Here is a 13,102-nt window from a genome sequence, read left to right on the forward strand (position 1 = left end):
TTTTAACGGAATAATGCGGCCCATGTTTCTTTCAACTGCGTTTCGTTTAAATCCATGCCGATGCATACCAGATAGGGAGAACCGGGATAACGCGAATCCTCCCACGACGTGCGGCCTCCCGCATACTGAACGAGCCGGACCGGCCCGCCTTGATCCAAGGCGACGTGCCCTTTGGCTCTCATGAGGCTGTCCCCCCAGCTTTGAAAAAAGGATTCCAAACGCTCCCGGGACAACTTGCGCTCGGGGTATTGCCGAGGAAAAGTCAACGTGACCGTGCCGACGCGCGAAAACGATCCGGAGGTTTCCGAGGAGCCATGGCGATGTCCGTCCGGATGCGCCGAGTGAACCTGCACAGGCTTGGAGACGGCGCCGGCGACCGTTGGGGCATGCGAATTCGATTTCTTGGGCGATATCCCTTGCAAAAGATCCGGCAGAGGAATCCGGCTGTACGTCGTAAACGTCAATTTGGCGGTCATGTTATGCTTTCGGACCATGTTTTCGATTTTGGCGAGCATGTCCCGGGATACCAGGTCGCTTTTGTTCACCGTAATGAGATCCGCCGTTTCCAGCTGTTTGCGAAGCGTTCGAACGAGCTGTTTATCCGCCGAAAACCGGCTGGCGTATTCAAGGGCGTTTTCTGCGTCCAGCAGCGTAATCGTATGATGCAGCTTCAAGCAATTCCTAAATTCCGGGCCGTGCAATGCCGTCTTGATTTCGTCCGGATCGGCGACCCCGGTAAGTTCGATATAGATCACGTCCGGCTGCTGATCCAGCAGGAGAGCGAGGCTGTCCGGAAGCTCGCTTTTGCGGCTGCAGCATACGCATCCGTCCAAAAGCTTCTCCACTTGTATGTCGGCATGCTCTTCCAGGATGGTGCCGTCGACGTCGCGTTTCCCCAGTTCGTTCATCAGGATGCCCGGTCGAAGGCCCCTTCGTTTGCTTTCTTGGATGAGGGACAGCAGCAGGGTCGTTTTGCCGCTTCCGAGAAAACCGCTGAGCAGGATGACGGGCGTTTGCATAAGCGTCCACCTCTTTCGATTCTATGAATATGACGGATCCATGGATCGGATGCAAAAAAATAGGTTCGTTTATTTATACGTAACGATTACGATTTAATGACTTGTTTCGCGGAGGCTTCCGTTGTCTTTTACAAACCATGGGCGTGAACTTAATGGATCCATAACACTTGGCCGGTAATATAGTGGGAAGAAATACTTGAACCTGATCAACGGAGGGAGCGATCCATATGAGATTGGCATTGCTTGGGGATTTGCACTATCACGAGATCGACCGGTCGATTCCGGGGCTTGCGGAGGCCCGGGACGCGTTTTATCGGCATGTGCTGGATAAGTTTTTGAATTTGGATGCGGATTTGTACGTCTCGCTTGGAGACCTGACCAACTTTGGACTAACGTCGGAGTTGGAGGAGGTGTACGCGATGCTTCGCCGGCCCGATAAACCATTCGTCCACGTGCTCGGCAATCATGACCTCTACGGGCAAACGAGGGAGGACGTGCTGAAGATTACCGGACAGCAGCGTTATCACGTGCTCGATACCGAGGAAGCTATGCTGGTTTTTCTGGATACGGCCAAAGAATTGGATTTCAACGACTGGGGAGGGTGGCTTGATTTCGAACAGCTGGCATGGCTGGAAGACAAGGTGGAAGCGTCCGGGGAAAAGCCGCTGCTTGTGTTCGGCCATCACCCGGTATACCGAACGACGGCCGGTTCGGAGCGGGAAAAGGGCTCGATTCATCCGGGCATCGACATGTGGAACATCCTGAACCGCAAAAAAGGCATCGGCATTTATTTCAACGGCCATACGCACATGGATTCGATCGTGCAGCGGGACGACTGGTCATTCGTGCAAATGTCGGCCTGCTTGGATGAGCCGGGTTTTCGGATCGTGGAGATCGGGAACGAGGCGATCCGGATTTCGGCCGTGGATGTCGCCGGGCCGGAGGTTCTGGAAGCTGCGGCGGTGCTTCACCGGCATATGAAGCATTTTACTCCCAATCCGCATGCGCGGGGAACGGAAACAGACCGGGCGCTGACGGTTCCGGCATTAAGCAAGATGAAGTAATTGTAGCAAGAAGCGGGAAATCGAAACCGTTTGATGAAAGTAGCTCTTTCGGAAAAAATCATGCAATCGCTTCGAAACTTATACTTTCGTATATCTTGAAAAAGCAGAGCCGAGGCTCTGCTTTTTTGGTAGTCAAAGGGCATGTATCGAAAAATTATTCTAATGCTGCAGCTTTCCGTAATCCTTGATGCGGACATGGACATGGACCGAAATATCCGCGTCCGCGTACACTTTCCTCCAATCCAGTCGATGCCATACGCCAACGGGAAGCGAATTGCGCACATATTGACCGATCCCGAGCGGATCGGTTTGTTTTTCCTGCAGCGTGCGGACCAAGGAACGGCATTTCGTTTGGATGGATTTCCGAATCTCTTCTTCCAGCTTGCGCTGCTCCGCTGGTTTTTTCATATCCAGGTCCCCGATATACTCCAGCAGCGAACCTTCGACCTTAATGTCCATGTTTACTTTCAATCTCTTTCCCTGTAACAGGTTGGATGAAGAGATGACATGAATCTTGCGGCGGCTCCTCAAAAATTGCAGGGAAGCTTGCTCGCCATCATCGTGATCTTCTTTCAAATTCAAATATAAATCGCCGGCATGAATGTTATGGTGAAGAAGCCCGAAAAACATCCGGTCGCTCGGCTCAACCTTCCCGACGTATTTGTCGTCTTTAAAAAGGGCGACGCCGTCGATGATCAAGCTTTCCTTTTGTTCCCTGATGATGTTGGTCACCGGATCGATTCCTTCGTCATAATAATCCCTTGAAAAAGTATATAGATTGGAATCGGGGATGTCGCCTGCTTTGGCTTCCGTCCGGATGAGCGTATCGATGTATTCGCCAGCCGTCGGTCCCTGCGGGTAGTCATTGCGAAGCAAGATATGGTAAGGGTCCTCCTCCGCGATAATGACGTGCATTCTGGAGCCGATCATGGGATCCCTGCGCAAGGAATCGAGGTGCTTCCAAATCCCTTCCTTGGCCAGTTTTTCCCCGAATAACACCTGCCTAAGCTGTCCGGTGACCAGCCTCCGGTTGTTTTGCCGGTCAAAATGCGATTTTGCATCTTTGTCGGACTTGGCGACGACGGAATATACGATGGCATCCTGGTGGCTCGATTTCGGAATGCTGATCGTGACCCTCATGGAATCTTTTTGCTCACCAGACTCCTTGTCATAGGCAATCGTTCGGATGAATCCGGATTTCTCCAAAATATGCTCGTCCGTGCAACCCGTCAGCACCACGAGAAGGACAAGGCAAACGAGCTTAACTTTCATTGTTCGGCACCTTTCCTTTCAGTTTGAGATATAGCAGCACGCAGATCAGCACTACCGGCACGATAAAAGCAATGTAAGTTTCTGTGTACAGCACTTTTCTTAAGAGCTGCTCCGATTGCCCCAAGTATTTGGGGATGTATCCGATAAAAAACACCATGGCCACGATCACGAACTCGAGCCGGTTCGGCTTTACTTTCGGACATGTCTGCTTGATCGCGGTCAGGGCAGCAAAACAGTACATGACCGTCACGATCAAATTGGCGAACACGAACATCGAGAACACGAGGTTTTCGATCCGGTTAATGAACGGCATTTCGATGAAATCCAGCAAATCGATGATGGGATATAGAAGCGACTCGATTTGATGAAAGCTGAAAAAGCCGAACGCAGTCAGTATGACGATTAACTGGGCAATGGTAATCACCCAGTGCCCGATGAACACGCCTTGAAACAATTTGCTCTTTTTGGTGACATGGGGAAACAGAAACATGCAGAGCTCGTAACCCATAAAAGTGGTGTACACTTCCATCCAGTTGCGAAATGAATGACCTTGGGATGCAAGCTGAAACAGATGCGGCGAAAACCGGACGATCTGCCAATCCTGGAACTGATACACGGTGAGCCCTACCGTCCATATGGTCATGAAGAAAAATACAGTCGCCGTTTTGCTGATATTGTAAATATTCTTGATCAAAAGGGCGAAGACCATGAAACAGAAAAGCAGGAATATAAACATCGGATTGGTCGTCTGGAACGACAGCATTTGGAATATAAGAAAAAAATTTTTTCCGATGAAGGAAGCCGTAAATATCCAAAAAAATGGCCAGCGCCCAATAGACCGGATACATGACCGCTTTGGGCAGCGCACACTCCATGATTTGAAAAACGGAGGCGCCGCGGCCCATGCGGTATACCAGCCAATACAGAAAAATATTAAACGAAGCGATGACGGACAACGCCAAATAGCCGATCCATCCGTTCGTGCCGATATTTTCGACGATCAAGCGGGGGAGGCTGAACAGCGTGATGTTCATTTCGGTCATGAAAATGAGCAGGGTGATATGGAAAACGTTTAATTTTTCTTTCACTTTGTTCACCCTTATTTCCGCATTTTGTTGGTGGATTTGTTTTGGGAATCCGAAATGGAAGGGCGCTTTCTAAGGCCCCAAAAAGGTCCGCGAACGAACGTGTCCAGCAAATCGGAAAAGTTCATCGGAGACAGCGGCGTCAAGTAGGACGTTCCCAGGTTGGTGACTCCCGACAAGTGGATCACCACAAGGCCGATACACATCATGAGCCCCAAATTTCCCAAGACGCCGGCCATGATGATCAGGCCGAACCGGATCAGGCGGATGGATGCGCTCATGATATAGCTTGGGATGGTGAACGATGCGATGGCGGATGTGGCGACCGAGATAATGAGAATGTTGCTTGTGAACCCGGCCTGAACCGCAGCTTGCCCGATCACGATACCGCCTACGATGCCGATCGTTTGGCCGACTTTCGTCGGGAGCCTTGCGCCGGCTTCGCGAAGCAGCTCGATGGTCGTTTCCATGAGCAGCGCTTCGATAAGCGGCGGGAAAGGAACCTTTGCGCGCGACTCCGTCAAGTTTAGAAGCATCGTATGGGGAATCATTTCATAGTGATAGGTGGTCACGGAAACGTAGAACGCGGTAAAGCTGATCGTCATGAGAAAACCGATGAACCGCAAAATCCTCAGGGCAGACCCCAGCAGCCAGCGTTGATAATAATCGTCCGGCGAAGAGAAGAAATCAAAAAAATTGGTAGGACACACGAATGCGGACGGGCTTCCGTCCACGAAACCTACGATGCGGCCGCCGATCAGCTTGGAAGCGATGGCGTCCGGGCGCTCCGTCGTCATGAACTGCGGGAATACGGAGTTCGGATTTTCGTCGATCAGCTGAATCAGCATGTTCGAATCCATGACGGCATCGAATTCGATCGATTGAATCCGTTTTTTCAAGTCGTCCACCATGTCTTGATCCGCAATACGGTCGACATAGGCCAATACCACGTCGGTTTTGGCGATTTCCCCGACCTCAAATTTGATGGTTTTTAAATGCGTGCTTTTGATTTTTTTACGCAATACGCCCAGATTCTGGGACAGATTTTCCACGAAGCCGTCGTGGGGGCCGGAAATGACCGTCTCCGTCTCGGATTGGGAGATCGATGGGCCTACGGGCTCGGAAATATCGACGAGATAGACCAGGTCCCGAAAAAATATGGCGGCTTGGCCGTCCAGGATTCCTTTGACGCATTCCTTGGCGTCGTCCGTCAGCTTGTATTGGGAACGATTAAAGATTTGTTCCGCTTCCTCCTCGGTGGCTTCGGAAAGGGGATCGACGATATCCCGCTTTAGCGGCTCCGGTCCCACCAGGAACGGGAGATAAACGATATGGACATGGCAATTGGGATACGTGCGCTGCTGAAAGTCGATGCAGTCCTTAAACTGATCCAGTATATGGTTCAAGGAAGGCTTTTCGTTTTTTTCGGGTTTGGCGGTCACCTGTTCCGAGCTTTTCCCTTGCGTGAAGAAAAATTTCCTTAAATTCAGAAAAACGCCCATGATCAACACCTCGTGGATATTTTCCCCATGGAAGGGACGAATATGCATTCGAATCTTTCCCTTACGTATTGCGTAAGGTTGATATTGTAAGGAACGTATGTTCCTGTTAAAATGATAGAAGACCTGGAACTTCAGCACGAAAAATATGGAATCCCACGGGAGGAAAACCAAAATGAATTCGCAAGCGTTGTTGGTGATTGACGTACAGAGGGGCATGTTCCCGGAGAACGACCCGGTTCATGCCGGGGATGCATTGTTGTTGAAGCTTCAAGACTTGCAGAGCAAAGCGCGAAGCTGCGGCGTGCCCGTCATCTACGTGCAGCATAACGAAGGGGCGGGCGAGCAGCTCGAAACGGGGACTCCGGATTGGGAGATCCACCCTTCCATCGCGCCCCATGAGGGAGAAGACGTCATCCAGAAGTTCACGCCGAATTCATTCCATGAAACCGAACTGCAGCGGATCCTGGAGGAGCAAGGCATCCGCAGCCTTGTCATTTCAGGGATCCAGACCGATATATGCATCAAAGCGACAAGCAGGGGGGCGGCGGACCTGGGGTACGACGTAACCGTCGTGGAAGACGCCCACAGCACATGGGGCCAAGGAGGCCAAACAGCGCAAGAAATCATTGACCTGCATAACCGGCAGTTCCGCGAGTTTGCCGTTGTGAAAAAGGCTTCAGAGATCGAATTTTGCTGAACCTGGCCAAGGGTGCCCAAAAAACGAAACGATTCTCGAATATCACGATCTTGCTTTTCTATTCCGTTATTCCTTCGTCCGGACGAAAAAGAGGGTATACTTTGGATGAAGGGGTGAACGAATATGAACATGGCGAAAGAAGAGGCGCTGACGGAGGAAAAATGGCAGGCGATCATCGGGAATGACGCGTCCTATGACTTCAAGTTTTTTTACGCGGTCAAATCGACGGGGATTTTTTGCAGGCCATCCTGCAAGTCAAAGGTCCCCAACCGGGCCAACGTTCGGATCTTCCGCACCGCGGCTGAAGCCATTCGGGAGGAATTCCGGCCGTGCAAACGGTGCAAGCCGACGGGCGAACGATTGCCGGACCGCGAGTGGGTCGAAGCGATCGCCCGGTACATGGAGCGGCATTACGACAGCACGATAACGCTGAATATGCTGGCGGAGATGTTTCATGGGAGCCCGTACCACTTGCACCGGACATTCAAAAAAATCATGAACGCAACGCCGGTCGCCTATTTGCAACGCATCCGATTGGATAAGGCGCGCGAGCAGCTCGCCCGAACCAACATGTCCGTAGCCGAGATCGGTAGCAGCGTCGGGCTTCCGAATCCGTCCTATTTCATCTCGCTTTTCAAACGAACATTCGGCATGACCCCCTACGAATATCGAAAACGGATGATGGAAACGGGGATATGGACCCAAGGAGGCGCATTCGATGAAAAATGAAGTGATAGGGCCTGTTTATTGGTCGGTATTGGAACACGGAGGCTGGACGCTGCATCTCGCAGCGACTTCCCGCGGCCTTTGCTACGTAGGTTCGGCTAACAAGCCGTATGAGGAAATGGAAGAATGGGTGGGAAAACATATGCGCCCGGCGAAGCTGATCCGGGACGATAAGGCGCTGTCGCCTTATGTTGGCGAATTGGCGGATTACATCGAAGGCAAGCTGGTGCGCTTCACGATTCCCTGCGACCTGGTCGGCACCCCGTTCCAGCGTTCGGTTTGGGAGGCGCTGCGCTCCATTCCCTACGGGGAGACGCGCTCCTATTCGGACATCGCGGAAGCGATCGGCAAGCCGGCCGCGGTTCGGGCCGTGGGTTCGGCGATCGGGGCCAATCCGGTGCTCATGTCGGTCCCATGCCATCGCGTCATCGGCAAAAACGGAGCCTTAACCGGCTTTCGCGGCGGGCTCGAGATGAAATCGCGGCTGTTGTCCATCGAGAAAGCGTTCGCGGATTCCCGGACTCGTGAGGTTGCCCATCATGCATAACGAGGTTTCGGAACGGGTTGCGGCTTTGGACTGGGACGCGCTCCACCGGGATTTGGATCAGCATGGATTCGCCGTTTTCCGGCCGGTCCTGACCCCGGAGGAATGCGAGGCCTTCATTGCGTCCTACCCTGCCGAAGAGCTGTACAGAAAAACGATCGATATGAAAAGATACCGTTTTGGGCTCGGGGAATACAAGTATTTTCAGTCGCCTCTTCCCAGCCGGCTGCAGCAGCTTCGGGAGGCGTTTTATCCGCCGCTGGCGGCTGCCGCCAACCGCTGGCTCGAGCAGCTGGGCAAGGAGCCGGGGTATCCCGGCACGCTTTCCGCTTTCCTGGAGGAGTGCCATGAAGCAGGCCAACGCCGTCCCACGCCCCTCATTCTGAAATATGAAGCCGGAGGGTATAATTGCCTGCATCAGGATTTGTACGGCGAGGTATATTTTCCGTTTCAGGTGCTCCTGACGTTGAACCGGAAGGATGTCGATTATGAAGGCGGCGAGTTTCTCTTGGTCGAACAGCGCCCGCGCGCGCAAAGCCGTGGGCATGCGATCAAGCTGGAACGGGGAGCCGGCGTCATTTTCCCGACGAGCTTCCGTCCCGTTCAAGGAGCAAGGGGACATTACCGGGCTTCTCTGCGGCATGGGGTTGGCACCGTAACGGCCGGCACAAGGTACAGCTTGGGCGTCATTTTCCATGATGCGACATAAAACGGTAACTTTAGGTATGAGAATTGAACCCGGGGGGAGAAGCCATGACCTGTTCGCTGGAATATAAAACGCCAAAATCGATGCTGAATAAAGGGACGGGCTTCCTTTCCGGTTACAGCCATTCGTTAAACCCGTATTCGGGCTGCTCATTTGGCTGTTCATATTGTTACGTCCGGCGAATGCCCGTAGCCACCTTCCGTGAAAAGGCTTGGGGTACGTGGGTGGATGTCAAACATGGCGCTGCGGACGTGTTCCGGAAAGAGCTCGCCAGGGCTCAAAAGAGGGGACCGGTCACGATTTTCATGTCCTCGAGCACCGACCCCTACCAACCGGCGGAGGCGACGGAACGGATTACGCGTTCCTTGCTGGAAGCGATGGCGGAGCTGCCGCCGGATTTTTTGCTGGTTCAGACCCGGAGCCCCCTCGTGAAACGCGATATCGACTTGCTGCTACGATTGGGGGATCGCGTCAGGGTCAGCATGACCGTGGAAACGGACAGGGAAGACATCAGACGCCATTTTACGCCTGGAACGCCGCCGATCGAAGCGAGGCTTAGGACGCTGAAGCTTCTGAAGGAAGCCGGCGTGCCGGCCCAAGCCACGATTGCGCCCGTACTTCCGAGCACGGATGCTTTTCCGTCCCAATTACGCCCCCTTGTCGACCGGATATGCATCGACGATTATTTTATGGGTGACGGAAGCGGAGGAAAGCGGACAAGAAGCCTGGGCATCGAGCGGCTTTACGGGGAAATCGGGCATAAGGAATGGTATGATCCCGGCGCATACCGGACCGTCTATGAACGGTTCATCGGAACTTTTCCGAAGGATCAAGTGTTCCTCAGCCAAAAGGGTTTTGAACCCTAATAAACAAAAGCCGCGACGGGAGGGGGAACAAGCATATGTTGAGCCAACATGCCGCGTTTTTTCAATACGGCAAGACGGAAACGGAAGCACTAAAGAACGCGGATCCCATACTTGGCGAGGCGATGGACAAGATGGGGAGAGTGGAGCGTCCCGCGAATCCGGATCTGTTTCAAGCTTTAAGCCAGGCGGTGGTCGGCCAGCTGATTTCGGTCAAAGCCGCGCAGTCCATCTGGGAAAGGATGCTTCGCCGGTTCGGGCGAATCGATCCGGCCGTTATAGCGATGGAGTCTCCGGAGGAGTTAAGGGCATGCGGTTTGACGGAGAAAAAAACGGCATCCATCCATCGCATCGCCAGCAGCATTAGAAACGGCGAGTTTAACTTGAATGAGCTTGTTCAACTCCCTGACGCCGAAGTTGTCCGCCGCTTGACGGCGCTTCCGGGCATCGGCGTGTGGACGGCTGAAATGGTGCTGCTCCATGCGATGCAGCGGCCTGACGTCGTCAGCTGGGGGGATGTGGCGATCCGGCGCGGAATGATGAAGCTCTACGGTCTTGACGGGTTGTCCAAACAGCAGTTCGACGAGTACCGGCGGCTTTATTCGCCGTATGGTTCCGTCGCCTCGATCTATTTATGGGAAATATCATACAGGTAAGGATGGAAGTTCATGATGGAAACGGAAACGGCGGTCGTTCGAGCAAAGCTGCTGGAGCTGGCCGAACCTGAATACCAAAAATTTGCGTCATCCCTCATTCCGGGCATATCCAATTTGCTGGGCGTCCGTATTCCGGAGCTGCGCAAATTGGCGAAGGGGATTGCAAACGGGGACTGGCGGTCTTATTTGCAGCATGCTTCAGGCGAATTTTTTGAAGAGGTAATGCTGCAGGGCATTTTAATAGGCCATGTAAAGGCGGACCCGGCTGAAAAGCTGAAGCATGTCGCCGCGTTTGTCTCCAAAATCGACAATTGGTCGGTATGCGATACGTTTTGCTCCGGCTTGAAATTCACTAAAACGAACAAAGAGCTGGTGTGGGATTTTCTTCAGCCTTATTTGCGGTCCGAAGAAGCATACGACATCCGTTTTGGCGTGGTCATGCTGCTCAATTATTACATCGACGAAACCTACATCGATCGCGTGCTGCACATCCTGGATCGGATCCGCCACGAAGCTTATTACGTCCGAATGGCCGTGGCTTGGGCATTATCGATGTGTTACGTAAAACTGCCGGCTCCGACAATGGCTTATCTGCAGAACAGCACGGTCGATGACTTTACATACAACAAAGCGCTGCAAAAAATAATCGAGTCGACGCGCGTTGATTCGGAAACCAGGCAGCAAATCCGAGCGATGAAGCGGAAGTAGCCGCCAAATTCGCTGAAATGCATCAAAACACAAAGTAAGGAGCACCTTTTGTAAAGGCTGACCTTCAGTCATCTGAAGCGCAAGTCTTTTTCTTTTTTTAATCTGCTTTTAAGAAATATGTAGTATAATATCCGCCTGAGTCAAGTAAGGAGAGGATACGAGTGCAACCATTGTTTAAACCCTCGAAGCGGTTGGGAGCGACGCTGCTCACCCTGTTCTTTGGCGGTTTTGTCCTGAATTTCATCATGCAGGCGGCATCCCTGAATCTGAGTTTGGGAAGGGTTCTGGCCTGGATTTCGCAATCTTATTGGCTTTATATTTCCGGGAGCCTGTTTTTCTTTTTTGTGCTGCTCACGTTTGCGGCGATCATTCCGAATGTGTATTCCGGCGCGTTATTCGCTTTTTTGGTATGCTGCATTTTGGCGGTGGCCAATTATAAAAAGCTGAGCACGACCGGCGAACCGTTATTTCCATGGGATTTGATGCAGGTTAAAAACGCCAAGGAAATGACCAAAATCACGCATGGCATGATCTCTCCCGCAGCCGTGATCGTGGCGGTCGTCATCGTCGCCGCGCTGGCGTATTTGGCGTTTAAGCTGCCCAAGCTCAAGGTTCAGCTGCCTCTGCGCCTTGTCATGGTGGCGGTATCCGTCCTGATGATTGCCGGGTTCATTCAAATGGTCGGCGGGCAAAGCGCGTTTGCAACCTCCATGCACTATCAAAATATTCCCTGGAACCAGAAGGTGAATTACGCGCAAAACGGGTTTGTGTATGCTTTTACGGGCAATTTGAATCAGAAACTGATGGAAAAGCCCGAAGGATACAGCAAAGAGGCCATCGAAAAAATCGCCGCCAAATACCGCAACCTGCCGGATCGCGGAACGGCGAAGCCGACCGCGGAGCAGCCGAACATTCTGTATATCATGGACGAGGCATTTTTTGACCCTACCCGGCTGCCTACCTATACCTTTAGCGAAGATCCGCTGAAGTTCATCCATCAGCATGAGCATGCAACGCCTTCCGGGTATTTGCTTTCTCCCGAATTCGGGGGGAATACGGCCAACGTCGAATTCGAAGCGTTAACCGGTTTGTCGATGTATTTTCTGAAGGACGGCTCCATTCCTTATCAGCAGCGGATCGTCAAAATGTCTTCGCTTCCGTCGATCGTCAGCATTTTAAAAGAAAAAGGGTACGAAACCAAAGCCCTTCACCCGTTTGACGATACGTTTTATAACCGAAATCGGGTGTATCCGATTCTTGGCTTTGACCGTTTTACGAGCGAAAAGGATTTGCAGCAAGCGGAACGGTTTACGCCGAACGGTTATATCACGGATAAGTATGCCATGCAGGAAGCGGTTCGCCAGCTTCAATCGTCGGATAAGCCTGCCTTTCTGCATCTCGTGACGATGCAAAACCATTTTCCGTTCACGAAAGGCCTGAATGGCGAGAACACGATTACGGTCGGCGGCGTGAAGCCGGAATATAAAGACGAGATGGAAACGTACGTGCACGACACGAAATTGACCGACGAAGCCGTTGCCTATTTAAGCGGCGAATTAAAGAACATCAAACGTCCGACGATTGTCGTATTTTGGGGCGACCATCTGCCGGCATTGTCTTCCGGAATTTATGCCCAGGCAGGCTGGGACCAAAATCCGCGCCTGAAACATGAGACGAAGCTTTTGTATATGGCCAATTTCGATATCGGAAAAAGCTCCGTCGGCACCATCAGCCCTTCGTTTATCGGACCGACGTTGTTCAAGCTGAGCGGACAGGCGCTGCCTCCGTATTACAAACTGCTGGAGAAGGTGCAATCCGAAATACCCGGGCTCAATAAAAACGTGCTGATCGGCGTTTCGGGAATCATATCGCAGCTCACCCCCGATCAGCGGTCGCTCTTAAACGATTACCGCTTGGTCGAATACGATTTGCTTGAAGGAGAACAATACGCCAAGGATCTCATGTTTTAAGTTGCAATCGACAGAGACAACCCCGCCGCATCGGCGGGGTTTGTTGTCATGAGCGGGCGATTCGTCGGGAGACCCCGACTTCATTGTAAAAACCGCTTAAGTCCGGTATCATTAACCCTGGATGTAGGCGTTTTTTTGCATCATTTTTATGAATCACATAATCTATGAGTGTTTTGCATAATTCCGTTTCAGAGAAGAAGCGATAGCATATTCACTGTCGTTAAGGGGTAATTTTCGAAAATGGTATTATATGGATGAAGAAAAGGGCAGACTTGCAGAATTTTAGAACA

General features: G+C 52.1%; 14 protein-coding genes. 10 read left to right on the top strand and 4 right to left on the bottom strand.

Annotation, left to right across the window (positions count from 1 at the left end):
* Positions 1-2: 2 nt before the first annotated feature.
* A complete protein-coding gene (locus AC27KL_RS25250) occupies positions 3-1,019 on the bottom strand; it encodes a CobW family GTP-binding protein (protein ID WP_487171512.1) in 1,017 nt (338 codons plus the stop codon).
* A 227-nt stretch (positions 1,020-1,246) separates the two neighbouring features.
* Between AC27KL_RS25250 and AC27KL_RS25255 the strand changes: the two genes are divergently transcribed.
* A complete protein-coding gene (locus AC27KL_RS25255; RefSeq protein WP_487171513.1) occupies positions 1,247-2,083 on the top strand; it encodes a metallophosphoesterase family protein in 837 nt (278 codons plus the stop codon).
* A 159-nt stretch (positions 2,084-2,242) separates the two neighbouring features.
* Here the strand turns inward: AC27KL_RS25255 and AC27KL_RS25260 are convergent, their stop codons facing one another.
* Positions 2,243-3,355, bottom strand: a complete 1,113-nt coding sequence (locus tag AC27KL_RS25260; protein ID WP_487171514.1) for a Ger(x)C family spore germination protein — start codon at positions 3,353-3,355, stop codon at positions 2,243-2,245.
* Complete coding sequence (locus AC27KL_RS25265; protein ID WP_487171515.1) at positions 3,345-4,118, bottom strand: GerAB/ArcD/ProY family transporter; 774 nt, start codon at positions 4,116-4,118, stop codon at positions 3,345-3,347. Before AC27KL_RS25265 ends, AC27KL_RS25260 begins: the two co-directional genes overlap by 11 nt.
* Between AC27KL_RS25265 and AC27KL_RS25270 the strand changes: the two genes are divergently transcribed.
* Complete coding sequence (locus AC27KL_RS25270; RefSeq protein WP_487171525.1) at positions 4,063-4,431, top strand: hypothetical protein; 369 nt, start codon at positions 4,063-4,065, stop codon at positions 4,429-4,431. The genes AC27KL_RS25265 and AC27KL_RS25270 overlap by 56 nt on opposite strands.
* Before the next feature lie 23 nt (positions 4,432-4,454).
* Here AC27KL_RS25270 and AC27KL_RS25275 read toward each other — a convergent pair whose 3' ends face one another.
* A complete protein-coding gene (locus tag AC27KL_RS25275; protein ID WP_487171516.1) occupies positions 4,455-5,990 on the bottom strand; it encodes a spore germination protein in 1,536 nt (511 codons plus the stop codon).
* Positions 5,991-6,114: 124 nt separating this feature from the next.
* On the opposite strand from AC27KL_RS25275, the gene AC27KL_RS25280 reads away from it, so the two are divergent.
* The 8 genes from AC27KL_RS25280 (at position 6,115) to AC27KL_RS25315 (ending at position 12,812) form a co-directional block, all read left to right on the top strand.
* A complete protein-coding gene (locus AC27KL_RS25280; protein WP_339320851.1) occupies positions 6,115-6,639 on the top strand; it encodes a cysteine hydrolase family protein in 525 nt (174 codons plus the stop codon).
* Positions 6,640-6,768: 129 nt separating this feature from the next.
* Positions 6,769-7,368 carry a bifunctional transcriptional activator/DNA repair enzyme AdaA gene (locus AC27KL_RS25285; protein ID WP_487171524.1) on the top strand — a complete coding sequence of 200 codons (600 nt, stop codon included), beginning with the start codon at positions 6,769-6,771 and terminating at the stop codon, positions 7,366-7,368.
* Positions 7,358-7,912: a methylated-DNA--[protein]-cysteine S-methyltransferase gene (locus tag AC27KL_RS25290; RefSeq protein ID WP_487171517.1), complete on the top strand. Its 555-nt coding sequence runs from the start codon at positions 7,358-7,360 to the stop codon at positions 7,910-7,912. Before AC27KL_RS25285 ends, AC27KL_RS25290 begins: the two co-directional genes overlap by 11 nt.
* Positions 7,905-8,618, top strand: coding sequence for a 2OG-Fe(II) oxygenase (locus AC27KL_RS25295; RefSeq protein ID WP_487171518.1), 714 nt, complete (start codon positions 7,905-7,907; stop codon positions 8,616-8,618). Before AC27KL_RS25290 ends, AC27KL_RS25295 begins: the two co-directional genes overlap by 8 nt.
* 44 nt (positions 8,619-8,662) lie before the next feature.
* Positions 8,663-9,481 carry an SPL family radical SAM protein gene (locus AC27KL_RS25300; RefSeq protein ID WP_487171519.1) on the top strand — a complete coding sequence of 273 codons (819 nt, stop codon included), beginning with the start codon at positions 8,663-8,665 and terminating at the stop codon, positions 9,479-9,481.
* A 35-nt stretch (positions 9,482-9,516) separates the two neighbouring features.
* On the top strand, positions 9,517-10,134 hold the full coding sequence (locus AC27KL_RS25305; protein ID WP_487171520.1) for a DNA-3-methyladenine glycosylase family protein: 618 nt from the start codon (positions 9,517-9,519) through the stop codon (positions 10,132-10,134).
* Positions 10,135-10,146: 12 nt separating this feature from the next.
* Positions 10,147-10,842: a DNA alkylation repair protein gene (locus tag AC27KL_RS25310; protein ID WP_487171521.1), complete on the top strand. Its 696-nt coding sequence runs from the start codon at positions 10,147-10,149 to the stop codon at positions 10,840-10,842.
* A gap of 161 nt (positions 10,843-11,003) precedes the next feature.
* Positions 11,004-12,812, top strand: a complete 1,809-nt coding sequence (locus AC27KL_RS25315; protein WP_339320846.1) for an LTA synthase family protein — start codon at positions 11,004-11,006, stop codon at positions 12,810-12,812.
* Positions 12,813-13,102: the final 290 nt, after the last annotated feature.

The organism is Paenibacillus sp. YAE3 (assembly GCF_057546105.1).

Bases quoted from the DNA above. Each gene is read 5' to 3' on its own strand.
- AC27KL_RS25250 (WP_487171512.1), bottom strand. From the start codon at position 1,019: ATGCAAACGCCCGTCATCCTGCTCAGCGGTTTTCTCGGAAGCGGCAAA.
- AC27KL_RS25255 (WP_487171513.1), top strand. From the start codon at position 1,247: ATGAGATTGGCATTGCTTGGGGATTTGCACTATCACGAGATCGACCGG.
- AC27KL_RS25260 (WP_487171514.1), bottom strand. From the start codon at position 3,355: ATGAAAGTTAAGCTCGTTTGCCTTGTCCTTCTCGTGGTGCTGACGGGT.
- AC27KL_RS25270 (WP_487171525.1), top strand. From the start codon at position 4,063: ATGAAACAGAAAAGCAGGAATATAAACATCGGATTGGTCGTCTGGAAC.
- AC27KL_RS25265 (WP_487171515.1), bottom strand. From the start codon at position 4,118: ATGCTGTCGTTCCAGACGACCAATCCGATGTTTATATTCCTGCTTTTC.
- AC27KL_RS25275 (WP_487171516.1), bottom strand. From the start codon at position 5,990: ATGCATATTCGTCCCTTCCATGGGGAAAATATCCACGAGGTGTTGATC.
- AC27KL_RS25280 (WP_339320851.1), top strand. From the start codon at position 6,115: ATGAATTCGCAAGCGTTGTTGGTGATTGACGTACAGAGGGGCATGTTC.
- AC27KL_RS25285 (WP_487171524.1), top strand. From the start codon at position 6,769: ATGGCGAAAGAAGAGGCGCTGACGGAGGAAAAATGGCAGGCGATCATC.
- AC27KL_RS25290 (WP_487171517.1), top strand. From the start codon at position 7,358: ATGAAAAATGAAGTGATAGGGCCTGTTTATTGGTCGGTATTGGAACAC.
- AC27KL_RS25295 (WP_487171518.1), top strand. From the start codon at position 7,905: ATGCATAACGAGGTTTCGGAACGGGTTGCGGCTTTGGACTGGGACGCG.
- AC27KL_RS25300 (WP_487171519.1), top strand. From the start codon at position 8,663: ATGACCTGTTCGCTGGAATATAAAACGCCAAAATCGATGCTGAATAAA.
- AC27KL_RS25305 (WP_487171520.1), top strand. From the start codon at position 9,517: ATGTTGAGCCAACATGCCGCGTTTTTTCAATACGGCAAGACGGAAACG.
- AC27KL_RS25310 (WP_487171521.1), top strand. From the start codon at position 10,147: ATGATGGAAACGGAAACGGCGGTCGTTCGAGCAAAGCTGCTGGAGCTG.